The organism is Myroides sp. JBRI-B21084, assembly GCF_030545015.1.
In the GTDB taxonomy this organism is placed as follows: domain Bacteria; phylum Bacteroidota; class Bacteroidia; order Flavobacteriales; family Flavobacteriaceae; genus Flavobacterium.
In genome coordinates, this window is sequence record NZ_CP120653.1 from 26,971 (window position 1) to 44,114 (window position 17,144).

General features: G+C 30.8%; 18 protein-coding genes. 10 read left to right on the forward strand and 8 right to left on the reverse strand.

Annotation, left to right across the window (positions count from 1 at the left end; genetic code table 11):
- The gene (locus P3875_RS00155) at window positions 1-1,221 is read right to left on the reverse strand and encodes an NAD(P)/FAD-dependent oxidoreductase (protein WP_303444241.1); all 1,221 of its coding nucleotides are present in this window, start codon (window positions 1,219-1,221) and stop codon (window positions 1-3) included.
- A gap of 162 nt (window positions 1,222-1,383) precedes the next feature.
- Here P3875_RS00155 and P3875_RS00160 point away from each other — a divergent pair, with 162 nt between their 5' ends.
- Together P3875_RS00160 and P3875_RS00165 are read left to right on the forward strand one after the other, a co-directional pair.
- Window positions 1,384-1,902 carry a hypothetical protein gene (locus tag P3875_RS00160; protein ID WP_303444242.1) on the forward strand — a complete coding sequence of 173 codons (519 nt, stop codon included), beginning with the start codon at window positions 1,384-1,386 and terminating at the stop codon, window positions 1,900-1,902.
- Window positions 1,903-2,063: 161 nt separating this feature from the next.
- On the forward strand, window positions 2,064-2,627 hold the full coding sequence (locus tag P3875_RS00165; protein WP_303444243.1) for a hypothetical protein: 564 nt from the start codon (window positions 2,064-2,066) through the stop codon (window positions 2,625-2,627).
- Between the two features lie 69 nt (window positions 2,628-2,696).
- Here P3875_RS00165 and htpG read toward each other — a convergent pair whose 3' ends face one another.
- Window positions 2,697-4,559, reverse strand: a complete 1,863-nt coding sequence (gene htpG, locus P3875_RS00170; protein WP_303444244.1) for a molecular chaperone HtpG — start codon at window positions 4,557-4,559, stop codon at window positions 2,697-2,699.
- 155 nt (window positions 4,560-4,714) lie between these two features.
- On the opposite strand from htpG, the gene P3875_RS00175 reads away from it, so the two are divergent.
- The 4 genes from P3875_RS00175 (at window position 4,715) to P3875_RS00190 (ending at window position 8,706) form a co-directional block, all read left to right on the forward strand.
- A complete protein-coding gene (locus P3875_RS00175) occupies window positions 4,715-5,173 on the forward strand; it encodes a lipocalin family protein (RefSeq protein WP_303444245.1) in 459 nt (152 codons plus the stop codon).
- A 13-nt stretch (window positions 5,174-5,186) separates the two neighbouring features.
- Complete coding sequence (locus tag P3875_RS00180) at window positions 5,187-5,885, forward strand: OmpA family protein (protein ID WP_303444246.1); 699 nt, start codon at window positions 5,187-5,189, stop codon at window positions 5,883-5,885.
- 123 nt (window positions 5,886-6,008) lie between these two features.
- Entirely contained in the window at window positions 6,009-8,003 is a 1,995-nt protein-coding gene (locus P3875_RS00185; protein ID WP_303444247.1) for a M4 family metallopeptidase, read from the forward strand.
- A 37-nt stretch (window positions 8,004-8,040) separates the two neighbouring features.
- Entirely contained in the window at window positions 8,041-8,706 is a 666-nt protein-coding gene (locus tag P3875_RS00190) for an MgtC/SapB family protein (protein WP_303444248.1), read from the forward strand.
- Window position 8,707: 1 nt separating this feature from the next.
- Here the strand turns inward: P3875_RS00190 and P3875_RS00195 are convergent, their stop codons facing one another.
- Genes P3875_RS00195 through P3875_RS00205 form a run of 3 tightly spaced genes read right to left on the reverse strand, consistent with a single transcriptional unit; the run spans window position 8,708 to window position 10,692 of the window.
- Window positions 8,708-9,322 carry a GNAT family N-acetyltransferase gene (locus P3875_RS00195; protein WP_303444249.1) on the reverse strand — a complete coding sequence of 205 codons (615 nt, stop codon included), beginning with the start codon at window positions 9,320-9,322 and terminating at the stop codon, window positions 8,708-8,710.
- Between the two features lie 17 nt (window positions 9,323-9,339).
- Window positions 9,340-9,678 carry a hypothetical protein gene (locus P3875_RS00200; RefSeq protein WP_303444250.1) on the reverse strand — a complete coding sequence of 113 codons (339 nt, stop codon included), beginning with the start codon at window positions 9,676-9,678 and terminating at the stop codon, window positions 9,340-9,342.
- Window positions 9,679-9,729: 51 nt separating this feature from the next.
- Complete coding sequence (locus P3875_RS00205; protein ID WP_303444251.1) at window positions 9,730-10,692, reverse strand: FKBP-type peptidyl-prolyl cis-trans isomerase; 963 nt, start codon at window positions 10,690-10,692, stop codon at window positions 9,730-9,732.
- Window positions 10,693-10,771: 79 nt separating this feature from the next.
- Between P3875_RS00205 and P3875_RS00210 the strand changes: the two genes are divergently transcribed.
- From P3875_RS00210 to P3875_RS00220, 3 genes are read left to right on the forward strand one after another with little or no spacing between them, the layout of a single operon-like run.
- Window positions 10,772-11,173 carry an RNA-binding S4 domain-containing protein gene (locus P3875_RS00210; RefSeq protein WP_303444252.1) on the forward strand — a complete coding sequence of 134 codons (402 nt, stop codon included), beginning with the start codon at window positions 10,772-10,774 and terminating at the stop codon, window positions 11,171-11,173.
- Entirely contained in the window at window positions 11,160-11,741 is a 582-nt protein-coding gene (locus P3875_RS00215; protein WP_303444253.1) for a methyltransferase domain-containing protein, read from the forward strand. Before P3875_RS00210 ends, P3875_RS00215 begins: the two co-directional genes overlap by 14 nt.
- A complete protein-coding gene (locus P3875_RS00220; RefSeq protein ID WP_303444254.1) occupies window positions 11,741-12,238 on the forward strand; it encodes a phosphoribosyltransferase family protein in 498 nt (165 codons plus the stop codon). The genes P3875_RS00215 and P3875_RS00220 overlap by 1 nt, the downstream gene beginning before the upstream one ends.
- Before the next feature lie 42 nt (window positions 12,239-12,280).
- Here the strand turns inward: P3875_RS00220 and P3875_RS00225 are convergent, their stop codons facing one another.
- Both P3875_RS00225 and P3875_RS00230 read right to left on the reverse strand, forming a co-directional pair.
- On the reverse strand, window positions 12,281-14,206 hold the full coding sequence (locus tag P3875_RS00225) for a gliding motility-associated C-terminal domain-containing protein (protein WP_303444255.1): 1,926 nt from the start codon (window positions 14,204-14,206) through the stop codon (window positions 12,281-12,283).
- Between the two features lie 45 nt (window positions 14,207-14,251).
- Window positions 14,252-14,767, reverse strand: coding sequence for a shikimate kinase (locus tag P3875_RS00230; protein ID WP_303444256.1), 516 nt, complete (start codon window positions 14,765-14,767; stop codon window positions 14,252-14,254).
- A 109-nt stretch (window positions 14,768-14,876) separates the two neighbouring features.
- On the opposite strand from P3875_RS00230, the gene P3875_RS00235 reads away from it, so the two are divergent.
- Window positions 14,877-16,415: a YifB family Mg chelatase-like AAA ATPase gene (locus P3875_RS00235; protein ID WP_303444257.1), complete on the forward strand. Its 1,539-nt coding sequence runs from the start codon at window positions 14,877-14,879 to the stop codon at window positions 16,413-16,415.
- On the opposite strand, the gene P3875_RS00240 is transcribed toward P3875_RS00235, so the two are convergent.
- Entirely contained in the window at window positions 16,405-17,121 is a 717-nt protein-coding gene (locus P3875_RS00240; protein ID WP_303444258.1) for a hypothetical protein, read from the reverse strand. The two genes, P3875_RS00235 and P3875_RS00240, sit on opposite strands and share 11 nt — an antisense overlap.
- Window positions 17,122-17,144: the final 23 nt, after the last annotated feature.

Consider the following 17,144-nt stretch of genomic DNA (forward strand, 5'->3'; position numbering starts at 1 on the left):
TTAAAATTTAGTTGCAAGGGCATTGGCTGCTAAATAAGCAGTTGTCCAAGCGTTTTGGAAATTAAAGCCACCCGTAATGGCATCAATATTTAAAATTTCGCCGGTAAAATACAAATTATTGAACAATTTGCTTTCCATTGTTTTAAAATTCACTTCTTTTAAATTAATACCACCGGCAGTAACAAATTCATCTTTAAAAGTACTTTTTCCGTTAACGTAAAATTCGGTTTGTGTTAGTTGTTCGGTTAATTTTACTAATAACTTTTTTGGAACATCGGCCCAAATCATGGTTTCATTAATACCAGCTGCAAGTACTAATTGTTGCCATAAACGATTGGTTAAACCGTATAAAGCTTGTTTATAAACGGTTTTTTTAGGGTGATTTTGCTTATTTAGAGTTAATTCTTCTAAAACTTCATCAAAAACATAATCGTTTGTCCAATTTACAAGTAATTGAAATTGGTAGCTTTTATCAAAAAGTTCGCGTGCACCCCAAGCCGAAAGTTTTAAAACAGCAGGACCACTTAAACCCCAATGTGTTATTAATAATGGACCGGTTGCTTTTAAGTTGCTGTTTTTTATTTTTAACGATACCATTTCGGTAGTTACACCCATTAAATGGTTAATTCTATCGTCTTTTATATTAAAAGTAAATAGCGATGGAACTGGGGTTATAATAGTATGATTTAAAGTTTTTAGTAAATCCCAAATTTTGGTATTACTACCAGTTGCCATTACCAAGTGTTTTGTTTTGTATTTTTCTTTTGATGTTTCAATTTGCCACTCTTCATTAATGGTTGTTATTTGCTGAACAATAGTTTGTTTAATAACTTTTATGTTAAAAGTATTTGCTTCATTTAAAAAACAATCAATAATGGTTTGCGAATTGTTACTTTCAGGAAAAACCCTTCCATCATCTTCAATTTTTAAAGCAACGTTACGATCGGCAAACCATTGCATTACATCGCCTGTACAAAATGTGTTAAATGGGCCTTTTAGTTCCTTTTCGCCTCTTGGGTAAAATTTAGTAAGTACATTAGGTATAAAGCAAGCATGCGTAACATTACAACGCCCACCACCCGAAATTTTTACTTTTGCTAACACTTCTTTGCCGCGTTCTAAAATAGCAATGCGCAAATTAGGTTTTTGTTCGGCAATATTTATCGCTGTAAAAAACCCTGAGGCACCACCACCAACAATAATAACATCAAAATTGTGCATATATTTCTACAATACGTTTCCACAAATTGTGGATTTTTAGTTTAAAAAAATAAGTAAATACCTACAAAAACAGTTTGCTAACAATTTTTGGAATGGTTTATGCTTTAAAATTTGTATTATGCAAAGATAGTGAAACCAACTACCTTAAGATATAAATTAACTATGAAATATAAAATTTTGCTTTTAATGTGTTGTTTTATTGGTTTAAGTGCATGTAAATCTGCCAAAAAAACAACTGCAATTACTGTTCCCGAAAAAAAGGAAGTGGTAAAAAAAGCTAGTGAACCAATTTATTACACCGAACAGGTTAGAAATGATTTTAGATCGGTAACCGAAACCACACAAAATAAATTTTTAGAAATGTACGATGCAACAACTAAAGATTATGCAATTTTGTTTTTTACACAAGGATTTACTGGTGAAGAAGTGGTAGTTAAAAACAACGATAATGTGTTGTTTAAAGGAATGGTTTTTACGAACAAACAAACCGGTTTAGCAAAAAATATGCGTATTGTAAGCACCGAAATGACTAGTATTTATGATACTGCAACAAAAAAAACAATTTATATAAAACCAGAAAAAGCATCAAAACATAAATTTATCTACGTTTTAAAAGGCAATATTAATGAAGATAAGCCTTATAAAATTACATTTAGCGATAAATTACGCCCAGAAAAATAACAACCTATCTACCTTTATAAACCTTTGAAGCATCATTTTTGGTGCTTCATTTTTTTTGTAAAAAATACAAAGCTTAAAAAGGTAACAAAGTTTACTTAAACAATAGGTAAGAATAGTTATCTTTGTAGATAATTCTAAAATTAAAGTTAGAAAATAAGTTAATGATTATAACAGGTACAATAGATCAGGTTTTTCCAAGGTTTTACTATAAAGATGGTAAAAAAATTAATTATTACGAACTGTTGGTTTCGTATAATTTTTACAATGGAATAAATCAAATTTTACTTTTAGCAAAAGATTTCGATCATAGAAATTCAAATAATAAAGAACAACTTTATAGTTTTAATTTTGATATCGCTTCAAAATATGTAAACGGTAAATTAACTACCGATTTTTACTTACAATCGTATAAAAAAATAGCGAATGATAGTGAAAATAAGCTAATTGTTATTAGAACGTATTTTGAAAAAATTGACTTTGAAGTTTTGAAAAAAGAAGAGGTTAAAAATCGTAAAAAAGTGTTTGGAAAATTCACATCGATTCATAAAAACCAACCCGCTTTGTACTGCTATTTTTGGGAAGATAATCACTTTTTAGTTGATATAAACAAAGTGTCTAAAATTCAATTAAATTGCAGAAGCTTGCCTTATAAAGATAAGTATATTAGCAATGTTGAGGTTTGGCGTACAATGGAAAATGATAATTTTTTAGGTAGCATTATATAGTTTTTTTAGCATAAAAAAAGCGGGTATGATTTTTAATCATACCCGCTTTTTTGTTAAGATTACTACCAATTAGTTTTTGGTAGCAGTAATGCTTTCAAAATTGCGTTTTACAAATGCGGTTAATTCTTCGCCTTTTAATAAACCTTGCGCTAATTTTGCTAAATCTAACGCTTGTTTTACTAAACCAGTTTTAACTGTTTCATTTGTTTCGTTTAAAATTTTTCCTGCAATTTCTGAATTTGTATTAACAATTACATTATACGTGTCTGGGAAATTTCCAAACATAGAATTGCCGCCCATAGCTTGCATTTCTTTCATTCTTCGCATAAATTCTGGCTGCGTTATTATAAAAGGTTCCGCATTGCTATCTAATGCTTCGGTTTGTATGCTGTAATTTTTATTAGCAATTGTATTTTCAATGAATTCTTTTAATTGTAAAACTTCTGTTTCGTTTAATTTAGAAATAATTTCATCATCTTTCTTAATTAAATTTTCAATAGAATCGGCATCAACACGTGCAAAAGTAAAATCGGTATTATCCATTTCTAACTTTTGAATTAAATGCGATACTATTGGAGAATCTAATAATAACACTTCGTATCCTTTTGCTTTTGCATTTGCAATATAACTGTGTTGATTTTCTTTGTTTGAAGCGTATAAAACAACAATTTTACCTTCTTTATTGGTTTGATTGCTTTTAATTTTTTCTTTTAATTCTTCAAACGTGAAAAATTGTTCATCAACCGTTGGGTAAAGTGCAAAATCTTTAGCTTTTTCGTAAAATTTCACTTCGCTAAGCATACCGTATTCTAGCACAATTTTAATATCGTTCCATTTTTCTTCAAAAGATTTACGATCTTCGTTAAATAACGATTTAAGTTTGTCGGCAACTTTACGAGTAATGTAGTTCGCAATTTTTTTAACATTACCGTCGGCTTGTAAATACGAACGCGAAACGTTTAAAGGAATGTCTGGCGAATCAATAACACCTTTTAACATAGTTAAAAATTCAGGTACAATACCTTCTACATTATCGGTTACAAAAACTTGGTTTTGATACAGTTGAATTTTATCTTTTTGAATGCTTAAATCGCCTGTTAATTTAGGGAAGTATAAAATTCCTGTTAAATTAAATGGATGATCTACATTTAAATGAATGTGAAACAAAGGATCATCAAACTGCATTGGATACAATTCGCGATAAAAGTTTTTGTAATCCTCGTCTGTTAATTCGCTTGGTTTTTTTGTCCAAGCAGGGTTAGGGTTGTTAACTATATTGTCAACTTCAATTTCATTTTCGCCTTCTTTTTCTTTTTTTGTACCAAATTTAATAGGTACTGGCATAAATTTGTTGTACTTGGTTAAAAGCTCACTAATTTTAAAATCTTCTAAAAATTCGGTTGAATCATCGGCAATATGTAAAATTATTTCGGTACCGTGCTCTGATTTATCAGCTGGTTTTAAAGTGAATTCAGGCGAACCATCGCAAGTCCAGTGCACAGCTGGTTCGTTTTTAAACGATTTAGTAATGATTTCAACCTTATGTGCAACCATGAAAGCCGAGTAAAAACCCAAACCAAAGTGACCAATAATACCGGTGTCTTTTGCAGAATCTTTGTATTTTTCTAAAAATTCTTCAGCACCTGAAAAAGCTACCTGATTAATGTATTTTTCAACCTCATCGGCAGTCATACCAATACCTTGGTCAATAATATGTAGCTTTTTGTTTTCTTTATCAATTTTAACCTCAATTTTAGGGTTTCCAATTTCTACAGCTGCTTCCCCAATGGCAGTTAAATGTTTAAGTTTAAGTGTTGCATCGGTAGCATTACTTATTAATTCACGTAAAAAAATTTCGTGATCACTGTACAAGAACTTTTTTATTAACGGAAAAATATTTTCAACCGTTACATTTATTTTACCTGAAGTCATATTATTTTGTATTAATTTTAGATTAATTTGTGCCTATTGATGTTCAAAATAAATACCAATAGTAAAAAATATGACAAAAAGACATAAAAAAGCGTGTTAAAAATTATGTTAAGGCACAAAATTTGTTAATTTTGAAATTATAAAATATTATAAATATGAAAAAGGTCTTAGCAATAGGAATTTTATCGTTAGCAATGTTTTCATGTAAAACGGCTTCTAACACTAAAAACGATGTTTCAACTCAAATAAAATTAAAAGGTGAGTGGACATTAACTAATGTAAATTATTCATCGCAGTATAAAGTAACATCTTTTCAAATTGCCGATGCAAAATGTTTTGAAGGTAGTCAATGGAAATTTGTATCAAACAATAACACAGGTACGGTTACTTTAAATAATAACGCAACAAAATGTCCGCAATACAATTCTAAAATTGTTTGGAATATTAAACAAGATGGAACATTTAACTTAAAATTTGTTGGCGATGATAAAGCAAAACACGTTACAACAGGTTATAATTTAAAAACAAACAACGTAAGTGATACAAATTTTGAATTGGTAGATGAATCAACCGAAGCTAAAATTATATACACTTTTGAAAAAAATAATAAATAAAAAATAATAAGTTATGAAAAAAGTAAGCGCATATGCATTATCGGCTACATTATTAGCTGGTACATTATTTACATCATGTACTTCTGTTAAAAACGCAAGTAATACACAAAAAGCGGCGGTAGTTGGTGCTACAGCTGGTGCAGTTTTAGGTGGTGTTTTAGGTAATAATGTAGGTAGTAAAAATAATAGTGCTTTAGGTGCAGTATTAGGCGGTGTAATTGGGGGTACTGCTGGTGCAATTGTTGGTAAAAACATGGATAAGCAAGCACAAGAAATTGAAACAGCTTTACCAGGCGCACAAGTAGAACGTGTTGGTGAAGGTATTAAAGTTGTTTTGAATGAAAATACTGTTAATTTTAATTTTGATTCGGCTGAATTAACTCAAACAGCTACTTCAAACTTAGATAAAATTGCTAAAGTATTTAAACAAAACCCAAGAACTTATATTGTTATTTATGGTTATACTGATAGTGTTGGTAAAGACGAATACAACATGAAGTTATCACGTAGCCGTGCAAATGCTGTTAAATCGTATTTAGGCTCTAAAGGAATTGGTGTAAAAAGAATTAGCGCACAAGGTATGGGCGAAGCAGATCCAATTGCAACTAACGATACTAAAGAAGGACAAGCTAAAAACCGTCGCGTTGAATTTGGAATTATGGCCGATCAGGATATGATTGAAGACGCACGTAAAGAAGCTGCTCGTTATTAATACAATATTAAATTAAAGTTTTCTTAAAAAAGCAATGTAACCATACATTGCTTTTTTTTGTTGTAAAAAATGACTAATTTAGTGCGATTTTTTTAATAAAAGACAATAAGTAAGCCCACAATAATGAAAAAACAACAATTAAAACTAAAAAAAATTAGCAACTATTTATTTTTAGCTGCATTGTTACTTAATACACCTACAAATGTATTTGCAACAAACACAAATTTTGTAACAATTGAACAAAATAGTACAGATTTGCCAAAACCTGTTTATCAAAACGCAATGGGATCGTTCTTTGTGATGTTTAATAATTTAAATGTTTCAAATACAGATTTTTATTCGGGCATTAACGCTTATTTTAATTTAGATACACAACATACTTTTGAAATTGTAAATAAAAAATTTGATACAGAAACAGGTTATACACATTACAGCTATCAACATTTTTACAACAACGTAAAAGTGCATGGAGATATGATTTTTGTACATGAAAAAAATGCTAAAATTACGCATATCAACGGTCAAATAGTTACTAATTTTAATGGTTTCAAAATTGAAAATCAACTTTCAAATGATAAGATAATTGCTATTGCTCAAGCTAATTTTGGTGCAACAGAAAATGTGATTCAAAGTGAAATTCAAAACTATATATACAAACAACAAATAAACGAAAGTGTTGCTTTAAAAAATGTTGCTAAAGTTAATTTAAGCACATTAAAACCTTTAAAAAGTATCGATTTTCTTATCGACGTTCAAACTGGTGAAATCATTAATCAAATTAGTAAATTGCACCATGCTGATACACCTAGTTCAAGTAATACTTTTTTTAGAGGTACAAAATCCATTACAGTAGATTCGTACAACGGAAGCTACAGATTAAAAGACAATTTTAGAAATATACGCACTTTAAATGGTTCGCAACTAAATGGTTCTTTAAATAACGACGGATCTTTTAGTGGATATACAGAGTACACCAACTCTACACCTAATTTTGGAATGAATAGTTTAAAACCAGCTGTTGAAGTGCATTGGGCAATTAAAGAAACCTATGATTATTATAAAAATATTCATAACCGTTTAAGTTTTGATGGGAACAACCACATAATCCATAATTATTACGATGCAGGTAATCTTTTAGGAACTGATGAAAATGCTGCTGCTTTTGATGAAGTAAGTGGAGGCACTGTATACAATGGAATGTTTTATGGGAAAGGTGGCTCATTAATGTACCCAGTAGTTGGTTTAGATGTTGTTGGACATGAATTTTCGCATATGGTTGTTAGTAGAAACGGTAATGGTGGTTTAGATTATGAAAACGAATCAGGCGCTATGAACGAATCGTTTGCAGATATTTTTGGAACTTCAATTGAATTCTTTGTAAACGATAATCCTAATTGGACAATTGGCGAAGGTTTATTTAAAAATAACACTACACCAAATTATTTTAGAAGTATGAGTAATCCCAATAGTGCGCCTTCGCAAATTGGATTACCTAATCAGCCTGATACATATAAAGGGACTTTTTGGCAAAAAACTACAAACAATCCAAATGGTTCTAATGATTACGGCGGTGTACACATTAACAGCGGCGTTGGAAACCATTGGTTTTATTTATTAAGCATGGGCGGACAAGGAACTAACGATATTGGAAACGTGTATTATGTAAACCCAATTACAATTAAAAAAGCCGAGAAAATAGCATATACAGCCTTAACAACTGGTTTATCACCATCGGCAACTTATTTAGATTTTTACAACGCATCACAAGCAGCAGCGGTTGCTTTATATGGTTCAAATTCTAACGAATGGGAACAAGTTGTAAACGCTTGGTACGCAGTAGGTATCGGTGCTAAAGCTGCATCAACTCCTGCATTTGAAATGCAAACAAAATTAAAAGTGTATCCAAATCCGGTTGAAAATGATTTACTTACAATAGAATCGGAAATAGAAGGAAATGTAACTGTTGAAGTTTTTGATTTAACCGGTAAAAGTATTTTAAAACCAATTACACTTCAAAATAAAACCGTAATAAATACAGCAAGTTTAAAAGCGGGAATGTATATGCTAAAATTTAATTCAAATCTAGGGTCATATACTCAAAAATTAATAATAAAATAGTAAATTTAAAGGTTAACGCATAAGTTAACCTTTTTTTATGGATTATAGTTTTATTACCGATTATTGGCAAATCGACGATTTATTTAAAGCAAGTTTATCGCTTATTGTTGGTATGCTTTTAGGTGCCGAACGAGAATTAAAAGATAAAGCAGCCGGTTTGCGTACCATTACTTTAATTTGCTTAGGTAGCACATTGTTTACCGTTTTATCTTATAAGTTAGGTTCGGGTACATCTGAAGATGCTACAAGAATAGCATCGTACATTGTAAGCGGAATAGGCTTTTTAGGTGCAGGTGTTATTTTTAAAGATGCCTTTACAGTTAATGGTTTAACAACAGCAAGTATCATATGGGTTGCTGCTGCTATTGGTATGAGTATTGGTTTTGGGCAATATTATACCGCCCTTACTTTTTTAATATTTAGCTTTTTAATTATTTATTTAGGAGGGTTAATTAATAAACGTTTTCTAGATAAAGTTGTTTTAAAGCATGTTGAAATTCAATTGGATAAGTTTTCTTATGCTGATAAATTAATCATTGAAAAAGATATGTATCAGTTTTGTAAACATATTGATGTTCGTCAAATTCAACAAAAAAATAACGTACTTATTTTAATTTACGACTGTAAAGTTTTTAAACATAAAATTAATGATTTAGAAGTTTATTTGGTAAATACTTCTAACATTCAAGGTTTTAAGATGTAAGTTATTTGTTTAAAGGGTAAATTTTATCATGTAACATTTTACAAACAGTTTCATGCCATTCGGTATTTAAAATACTTAAAACCATGGTGTCACGGCGAACCCCTGTTTTAGGGCAAACAGCGTTGCTTCGCAAAATACCATCAACCGTGCAGCCAATACTTAACAAAGCATTAATGCTTCTTAAATTTTCGGTATAGGCTCTAAACTCTACGCGTACCATATGCATTTTTTCAAAAGCAAATTCTAGTAAAAGCCATTTACAGTTTTTGTTTACACCTGTGCCTTGGTGTTCTTTGCCATACCAAGTATATCCTAATTGCAAGCGGTTACTATCTAAAAAAATATCGCAATAACGTGTAGCACCAACAAATTTTTGCTTTCGTTTATCGTAAACGGCAAAAGTGTATTCTTTTTGGTCTAATCTTTTTTGAATAGCAATACCAATGTATTTATTTAAATTTTCGGGTGTATCACATTTTACCATAGAATATTCCCAAATTTCAGGTTCGTTTAGGGTATATTCTAAAAATTCATCGTAATGTTTTGCCGATAAAGGCTCAAGGCGTACAAAATCATTTTCTAAAATGTAGTCTTCGTTAAAATCGAAATTTATCATTAAATGTTGGTAAAAGCTTAAGGTATGATACTTTTAAAGAAATTAGAACTGTTTGTGTCAAAATCAGTGTCTTGTAACAATTCTAAAGCGGTTTTGCTTATTAATTCAAAATCAGTTTTATGTAGTTGATTTTGAAAAAGATCGTTGTAAATATTACTAATTATTCCAAAAACGCCGTTTAATTCTTCGGGTTTTATTTCTTTATTTTTTGCAAATATAATCCTTAAAAATTTTGCAGCAACATATGCAGCAATTTCAATTGCAATTTCAGCAGATATTTCTTGTTTTTGGCTTTTATAGAACAATAAAGTTTCTAAATCGTTTTGTATTAGTTGTGCAATATTAGTTGAACTCATTAGGATTTAAGATTAAAAAAAAACCTGTTTTAAACAGGTTTTATGTATTTATTAATGACAATTTTTATCGAGATGTTTTTTTACAGATCCACCTTCACAAGAAGGAATTTCGTTAAAAGGGTAAATTTTCTGAACCATTTCGCCGTTTTCTTCAACTGTAAAAGTAATTTCTTGGCGTGTGGTGTATCCATCGCCGTCGTCGTCAATATCTATAAAATTAGCTTTGCCATCACCATCGGTATCATCATCCCATAAATCGCCATTTTCATTTAAATCTTCATATTTATCTAAAATACCGTCGTTATCGTGATCAACTTCTTTATTAGCAATTAAAGTAATGTCAAATATAAGCGGTTCGTACTGACCAATTGTTCCATTTGCAGGCGCCGAACTAAAATAGCCCAATCCCGAAGGAATAAAAACAATTACACGACCAGGGTTTTCGTAAGTATAAGTTCCATCTGGGTTTTCAATAATACCAGTTGCAGTTTTTACTTTTTGAAGTATTTGTCTGTAACCAGTAATAGTTTCGGTATAAGTTGAAAAAGAAGGGTACGCACTCCAAAACCCAAACGGATAGGTGTCAAAAATAGTTTGATCTAATTTATATCCAGTGTAAGCAGTAAACGCATTGTCATAAATATTCATATAGTTACCGCCACCTTCATTTACAACGATATAATATAATTTATACGACACATTATCGGTAAGTTTTTGCACTCCTTGATCGTTTGTATAATAAGGTAAATTACTTACGTTAACTGATTGCAATTGATAGGTTGTTTGATTCCAAATTGCATTTGCATCATTAGGCTCAGTAGTGGTAAACTTTACACCATCGGCATTAATTTCAATGCTGTTTGATTTTAAAAAAGTTTCTATTTTGTTTATATCTTCGTTATATACTTCTTGGCGATCGCGCTCGGTAACTTTTGGGGTGTCATCATCTGGGTTACAGTTCCAAAAAAGTAAACTACCACTGCATAAAACAGCCAATGTAAAAAATCTTTTCATTTTACTTATAAATTAATGGTGCAAGATACAATTTTCATTTATTTTTGTTTATAAATTAACCCAAAATTATAATTTAAACATGCGTGTAGACAAATATTTGTGGTGTATTAGGGTGTACAAAACACGTAGTATTGCAACCGATGCTATTAAAAAGGGGCATATAACGGTGAATAACCAGCAAGCAAAGGCTTCACGAGATGTTTTTGCTGGCGATAAAATTACAGTACGTAAAGATCAAATTAATTATCAGTTTTTGGTTTTAGATATTCCACAGAATAGGGTAGGGGCCAAATTGGTTGATATGTATAGAAAAGACGAAACACCACCTGAAGCTTTTGAACATTTAGAACTTTTAAAACTTGCAAAAGAGCATTATCGTTTAAAAGGTGAAGGACGCCCAACTAAGAAAGATCGCCGTGATATTGATGATTATTTAGATGAAGACGATTATTTTGAACAATTAAACAATGAAGCTAACTAAAGAATATTGGAGTAGTAGATATATTGAAAATAATATTCCTTGGGATGTTGGTGCAATAACTACTCCCATAAAAACGTATATAGATCAATTAACTAACAAAGATTTAAAAATTTTAATTCCGGGTGTAGGTAGTGGGTACGAATTGACATATTTTTATAATAATGGATTTACAAATGTGTATGGCTTAGATATATCTAATGAACCAATTAATGTTTTTAAAAAAAACAATCCGCATTTTCCAGAAAATCAATTAATAGTAGATGATTTTTTTAATCACAACCAAACCTATGATTTAATAATAGAACAAACTTTTTTTTGTGCGTTAACACCAGATTTAAGACCTTTGTATGCAGCTAAAATGAACCAATTGTTAAAAAACAATGGAAAATTAGTGGGGTTGCTTTTTGCTTTTCCATTAACCAAACAAGGTCCGCCTTTTGGGGGAAGTATTAAAGAATATGAAAGTTTATTTACACCGCATTTTTCAATAAATACTCTTGAAATATGCTATAATTCTATAAAACCACGAGAAAAAAACGAATTATTTATTCAATTTAAAAAAATATAATGAGCCAAAATATCATATTAAACCAACATCAAATTCAACAAATAACCAAGCGTATTGCCTACCAAATTTACGAAACTTTTGTAGATGAAACCGAAATTGTAATTGCAGGTATTGCCAATAGCGGTTATATTTTTGCACAGAAAATTAGTGCTGAAGTTGAAAAAATATCTAATTTAAAAGTGGTTTTAGGTAAAGTTGAAGTTAATAAACAAAACCCACTTGAAGCTGTTAAAACAGATTTAGAAAAAGTAAATTACGAAAACAAATCTATAGTTTTAGTTGATGACGTAATGAATTCGGGTGCAACTTTAATTTACGGAGTTAAATATTTTTTAGATGTGCCTTTAAAGAAATTTAAAACAGCAGTTTTAATTGATAGAAACCATAAAAAATACCCTGTAAAGGCCGATTTTAAAGGAATTTCATTATCAACATCAAGTTTAGAACATATACAAGTTGTTTTTAATAATACAGAAGAATATGCTTATTTAAGCTAATAAAAACAAAAAGCGCAATCATAATTAGATTACGCTTTTTGTTTATTTTACTTCTCTTACAACTTCTACCCAACCGGTTTTTACACCATTAAGTGTTACTACACTGTAAAAATAGGTGCCCGATGGTAATAAACCGCCATTATTGGTTTGTCCGTTCCATTCATTGGTATATCCAACACCATGTGAGTAAACCAAACTGCCTAATCTGTTAAAAATATCTAATTTAGCAACACCAAAAGGAGTTAAATCCCAATAATCGTTTTGGCCGTCGCCGTTTGGCGATATCCCTTTTGGTATCATACAATCATTATTGTAAACTGTGAAAGCTGTTTCATATGTACACGAATTAAAATCGGGATAATCTGGGTTTACAAACAAACTGTTTCCGTAAATATAAATGGTTCTTCTTCCATAAATTACAGCATCTTTTGTATACGGTTTTAATAATGTACCCTTACCGTTTGGTTCGGTAAAATAATTGTAACCTAACGGAAGTGGTTCTAAAATATAAGGATCACATGCTGTGTTGTATAAATCTTTTTTAGTGACTCTTTGTTTAGAATCTAAATAAAGTTCAGAAACAATAAAACATCCTTTTAAATTTTCAATTCTTACAAAAACGGTTTCTTGTGTGTTAAATGCAACCTTGTAATTTGTAGCTTGTGTTATAGGATTTATTTTTTCAATTGCGTTATTTAAAGTGTTGTAAAAAGTAATTTCAAAATCGCTTTTTACTTGCCCTTCTATAAAATAATCAATACTTTCTTCTAAATTATAAACCAATCCATCGGCTTGTTCTTTTGCACAAAATTCAGAATAATCCATTTTTTTAGGTGGAAAATTAAGTGTATCTACAATTAATTTTAAAGGGGCTATAAACGGACATTTGCCATTTGTTGTTATTTGTACATATATGGTTTTATCTTTAGATAAATAGTTTTTTGGATTTGCAATATTGTTTGGTGCATCGTTTAACGCATCTTGTTCGCTTTCATAATATTTGTAAGTAATGGCAGCGGTGTTTATATTGTTAATAAAGGGTTCAATAGATGTTAAATCAAAGTATTCGTTTTTGGTTTGATCAAAATCACATACTTCAATTTCTAAATTGGTTAATGGTAAATTAGCTACCTCGTTTACAATAAAATTAATTTCGGTAACGCGGGCTAATAACCCATTAGCGCGTTTAAAACGTGCGTAAATTGTTTTTGGACTATTTGCTGTAGAAACTACATAAGGTGATTGAAGATAATTTGATGAAAACAGATTGTTTGCATCGGCTTGATTTTCAAAAAAATCTATAGTAAAGGTTTTATTAATATTGTTAATTTCATCTTTAATTGCGTTTAAATCAAAACTTTCTACACCATCTCTATCCCAGTCACACACTTCGTATGTTTTACCAATTACACTGCAATTTAAAACAGCATCACCACCAAAAGATAAATCGTAATTAACAACAGAACTTTCCCAATGGTCAATTGCAATTAAAATACCATCGCCAGGAACCACATCATACCAACGTACCATACCTGGAATAACACCTGTATTGGGCGGTGCAGCACCTGGAACTTCACAAAGTTGGGTAGGTTCAAGCAATGATAAACCAACATCGTAAATGTTAACTCCAATTACGGTATTTTGCGATCCGCGATCACTTGGTCCTAAATTAGCAAAATTAGGGTTTAACCACGATGCAAAATCAAAATCAACATTTGCGTTTGGCGTAACAGTAAATGTAAAGGTAGTACCCGATTCAATTTCTACATAATATAAAGTTATTGCACTTGATAAAGGTAAAAAAGCACTACACGATGTGTACAAGTTGTTATACACATTTGTTGTTGGGGTTTTGCCTGGAACAGTTTGGTTAGAACATAAATTAATAACATGAGCAGGATTTATGGTTTGCCCAAAACCTAAACTAAACCCTAATAAAATAAGTAAAAGTGTAATTTTTAGCTTCATAAAAGTTTTATTTCATCCCTAAATGTAGTTAAAATAGTTAAATAATTAATGTTTTTTTTTAATTATTGATAAAATTTCGTTGCAAATTAATGAAATTTCTTTGTTGTTACAGTCTATGGTATGTTTTGCAAAATTGTAAAAATAACTGCGTTCAAAAACATGCTGGCCAATGAAATTAGGTAAATCTTCGATGTTTTGAAGTAATGGACGAGTTGTGTTTTTTAACCTACTAACCAACGTTGATACAGTTGCTTTAAGATAGAACGATTCAACCCCTTCATTTTGTAACCACAAATGATTGTTTGCATAACAAGGAGTACCGCCACCCAAACTTAAAACAAATGTTTGGTTGCTGTTTAAAAGTTCGTTTAACCAAAAATGTTCCTGTTTTCTAAAATATATTTCTCCTTTTTGTTTAAATATTTGTTCTATACTTAGTTCTTCTTTATCTTCTATAAAAACATCTAAATCAATAAAAGGTACGTTTAAAAGAGTTGCTAACTGCTTGCCGATAGTGGTTTTTCCACTTGCCATATATCCAACTAAAACAATTTTGGTCATAAAAATTTATTTAAAAGCAAAAAATAAAAGTACAACTTAATTAAAAAGGAATATACTATTAAACCTAAAATTAAATTGCTATATTAGAAATTAGAAAAAAAGTACGTTTATGTTGGTTAAAATATTTGGTAGCGCAGTGTTTGGTATAAATGCTACAACCATAACAATTGAGGTAAATATAGATAAAGGTATTGGTTATCATTTAGTAGGTTTGCCCGATAACGCTGTTAAAGAATCAAGTTATCGAATTGCAGCTGCATTAGCAAATACGGGCTATAATTTACCTGGTAAGAAAATAACTATTAATATGGCGCCAGCCGATTTACGCAAAGAAGGTTCGGCGTACGATTTACCTTTGGCAATTGGTATTTTAGCTGCATCGGGGCAATTAAAAAAAGCTACTTTTGATAATGTAATGATTATGGGCGAATTATCGTTAGATGGTTCGGTACAACCCATTAAGGGCGCTTTGCCAATTACCATACAAGCGAAAGCCGATGGCTATACAGATATTTTTTTACCCGTTGAAAATACCCAAGAAGCTGCCATTGTTGACGGAATAAACGTGTATCCTGTACCAAATATTTCACATTTAATCGATCATTTTGAAGGAAAAAATATACTAACCCCAGCCCAAATCATTGCCGATGATGTTTTTGATACAACCAACGATTTTTCGCTTTTGGATTTTGCCGAAGTAAAAGGTCAAGAAAATATAAAAAGGGCTTTAGAAATTGCAGCAGCAGGCGGACATAATATTTTGCTAATTGGACCACCAGGTTCGGGAAAAACCATGTTAGCAAAGCGTTTGCCTAGTATTTTGCCACCTATGACAATGGATGAAGCTTTAGAAACAACCAAAATTCACAGTGTGGTAGGTAAAGCACAAAACGTAGGTTTAATAAAAAAACGCCCATTTAGGGCACCGCATCATACGGCATCAAGTGTTTCGTTGGTAGGTGGGGGAAGTTATCCGCAACCTGGCGAAATTTCGTTAGCACATAACGGCGTTTTGTTTTTAGATGAATTGCCCGAATTTAAACGTGAAGTGTTAGAAGTAATGCGACAACCACTAGAAGATCGCGAGGTCACAATATCTCGAGCAAAATTCACCGTTTCGTATCCTTCTTCGTTTATGTTAGTTGCTAGTATGAACCCAAGTCCAAGCGGATATTTTATGAATGATAAAGGTTTAAGTCAATCATCTGCATTAGAAATGAATCGTTATTTAAACAAAATTTCGGGACCATTGTTAGACAGGATTGATTTGCATATTGAAGTAAATCCAGTTCCTTTTGAAAAATTATCAGAAAAAACGACTGCCGAAAAAAGTGAATCAATACGCAATAGGGTAGTGCAAGCACGCAGTATTCAATCTAATCGTTTTAAAGAATACAAAGGCATTCATTACAACGCACAAATGCCAACAAAATTAATATCGGTTTTTTGTGATTTAGATACAACATCGCTAAATTTACTTCAAACAGCAATGGATAAATTAAATTTATCAGCACGTGCATACGATAGAATTTTAAAGGTAGCCCGAACCATTGCCGATTTAGAAATGGCTGAAAAAATTAAACCATCGCATATAGCCGAAGCTATACAATATCGTAGTTTAGATCGTGATTTATGGACTAATCAGTAAGTTGTTCTGTAATGTGTTGATACAAACAATACGCTACAATATAATTTAATGGTAAGGTTAAAATAATACCTATGCCAAAGAAAATAATACCTGATAGCGATAAAAAATAGGCAATAGCAATAAATAAAAATAAAAAACCAGGTTTGTAATTAATTAAGGCAATACTTAACGATACACTTTTGCCTAAACTTAAATTATGTACATAAATAGCAGCGTATGTAAAGTATGTTAAAAACTGAATTAAAATACTAATACCCAAACCAACTAAGCCAAAACCTAACGTATCTAAAAAGTATGAAACAGTTGTTGTAATTGCTTGCACAACAATAATTATATTTAATACTTTTAAGCCTTTAATACTAAAAATTGCTTTATATGCACTGCCTAAACTTATATACGGTACATTAGTGTTGTTGTGCAACATGCCGTAAATACCACTCAATAAAAAATGACCCATAATACTTATACAACCATTTAAAATAATGAGCTGGATTGGGTTGGCTGCTAATAATTCTTCAACAAAAGTAGGGTTTGTAAATTTTGTAAGATCTTTTGGAAAATCGAATAAAAACAACATTCCAAAAAAATATAAAACAAAAAGTATTATAAAAGTAAGTAATATGTACAGCCCAGTTACAAACGAAGCTTTTTTAGCTATGGTTATTATTTGTTCTGATAATTTAAGTTGATCAATTTCGTAGTTCATATAAAAATAAAATGCTTCGCAAA

What these genes read in the sequence shown, in the direction of transcription:
- P3875_RS00155 (WP_303444241.1), bottom strand. Translation starts at nt 1,221, where the DNA reads ATGCACAATTTTGATGTTATTATTGTTGGTGGTGGTGCCTCAGGGTTT.
- P3875_RS00160 (WP_303444242.1), top strand. Translation starts at nt 1,384, where the DNA reads ATGAAATATAAAATTTTGCTTTTAATGTGTTGTTTTATTGGTTTAAGT.
- P3875_RS00165 (WP_303444243.1), top strand. Translation starts at nt 2,064, where the DNA reads ATGATTATAACAGGTACAATAGATCAGGTTTTTCCAAGGTTTTACTAT.
- htpG (WP_303444244.1), bottom strand. Translation starts at nt 4,559, where the DNA reads ATGACTTCAGGTAAAATAAATGTAACGGTTGAAAATATTTTTCCGTTA.
- P3875_RS00175 (WP_303444245.1), top strand. Translation starts at nt 4,715, where the DNA reads ATGAAAAAGGTCTTAGCAATAGGAATTTTATCGTTAGCAATGTTTTCA.
- P3875_RS00180 (WP_303444246.1), top strand. Translation starts at nt 5,187, where the DNA reads ATGAAAAAAGTAAGCGCATATGCATTATCGGCTACATTATTAGCTGGT.
- P3875_RS00185 (WP_303444247.1), top strand. Translation starts at nt 6,009, where the DNA reads ATGAAAAAACAACAATTAAAACTAAAAAAAATTAGCAACTATTTATTT.
- P3875_RS00190 (WP_303444248.1), top strand. Translation starts at nt 8,041, where the DNA reads ATGGATTATAGTTTTATTACCGATTATTGGCAAATCGACGATTTATTT.
- P3875_RS00195 (WP_303444249.1), bottom strand. Translation starts at nt 9,322, where the DNA reads ATGATAAATTTCGATTTTAACGAAGACTACATTTTAGAAAATGATTTT.
- P3875_RS00200 (WP_303444250.1), bottom strand. Translation starts at nt 9,678, where the DNA reads ATGAGTTCAACTAATATTGCACAACTAATACAAAACGATTTAGAAACT.
- P3875_RS00205 (WP_303444251.1), bottom strand. Translation starts at nt 10,692, where the DNA reads ATGAAAAGATTTTTTACATTGGCTGTTTTATGCAGTGGTAGTTTACTT.
- P3875_RS00210 (WP_303444252.1), top strand. Translation starts at nt 10,772, where the DNA reads ATGCGTGTAGACAAATATTTGTGGTGTATTAGGGTGTACAAAACACGT.
- P3875_RS00215 (WP_303444253.1), top strand. Translation starts at nt 11,160, where the DNA reads ATGAAGCTAACTAAAGAATATTGGAGTAGTAGATATATTGAAAATAAT.
- P3875_RS00220 (WP_303444254.1), top strand. Translation starts at nt 11,741, where the DNA reads ATGAGCCAAAATATCATATTAAACCAACATCAAATTCAACAAATAACC.
- P3875_RS00225 (WP_303444255.1), bottom strand. Translation starts at nt 14,206, where the DNA reads ATGAAGCTAAAAATTACACTTTTACTTATTTTATTAGGGTTTAGTTTA.
- P3875_RS00230 (WP_303444256.1), bottom strand. Translation starts at nt 14,767, where the DNA reads ATGACCAAAATTGTTTTAGTTGGATATATGGCAAGTGGAAAAACCACT.
- P3875_RS00235 (WP_303444257.1), top strand. Translation starts at nt 14,877, where the DNA reads ATGTTGGTTAAAATATTTGGTAGCGCAGTGTTTGGTATAAATGCTACA.
- P3875_RS00240 (WP_303444258.1), bottom strand. Translation starts at nt 17,121, where the DNA reads ATGAACTACGAAATTGATCAACTTAAATTATCAGAACAAATAATAACC.